Raw genomic sequence first — 381 nt, 5'->3', positions numbered from 1 at the left:
ATCGAGATTGCCTCGGGCGAGGCGACGGTTCGCGGCATCAAGGCGGCAATCGCCCAGGCGTCGACACTAAGCATCGCCAACGGCACGACCAGCATCGAAAGGCTGGCGCTCGACGTCGGCGGCGGCTCGGTGACCTTGTCCGGGACAGCTGGCCAGACGCTCGATCTCGCGGCGCAATTTTCGGCACTGCCCGCGGCGCTCGCCAATGGATTTTCGCCCGGCCTCGATGCTGTGGGCACGCTCAGCGGCACGGCTGGTGTGACCGGACCGCCGGCCGCTCCCGATGTCCGCTTCAATGCGCAACTGGCCGGCATCGAAACCAGCCAGACCCGGCAGGCCGGGCTCGGACCGCTCGCCGTCGATGCGGCCGGCAGCTACCAC

1 protein-coding gene is annotated in these 381 nt (G+C 69.0%); it reads left to right on the top strand.

All coding sequences use genetic code 11. The features are described 5' to 3' along the window. On the top strand, positions 1-381 hold a 381-nt coding region (locus EOB59_RS35075; protein WP_164895878.1), incomplete at both ends, for a hypothetical protein.

The sequence above is a fragment of the Mesorhizobium sp. M7A.F.Ca.MR.176.00.0.0 genome (genome assembly GCF_004023165.1).
Classification (GTDB): domain Bacteria; phylum Pseudomonadota; class Alphaproteobacteria; order Rhizobiales; family Rhizobiaceae; genus Mesorhizobium.
The sequence above is the reverse complement of the archived record's forward strand: the minus strand, read 5'-3'. Positions and strand labels throughout refer to the sequence as shown.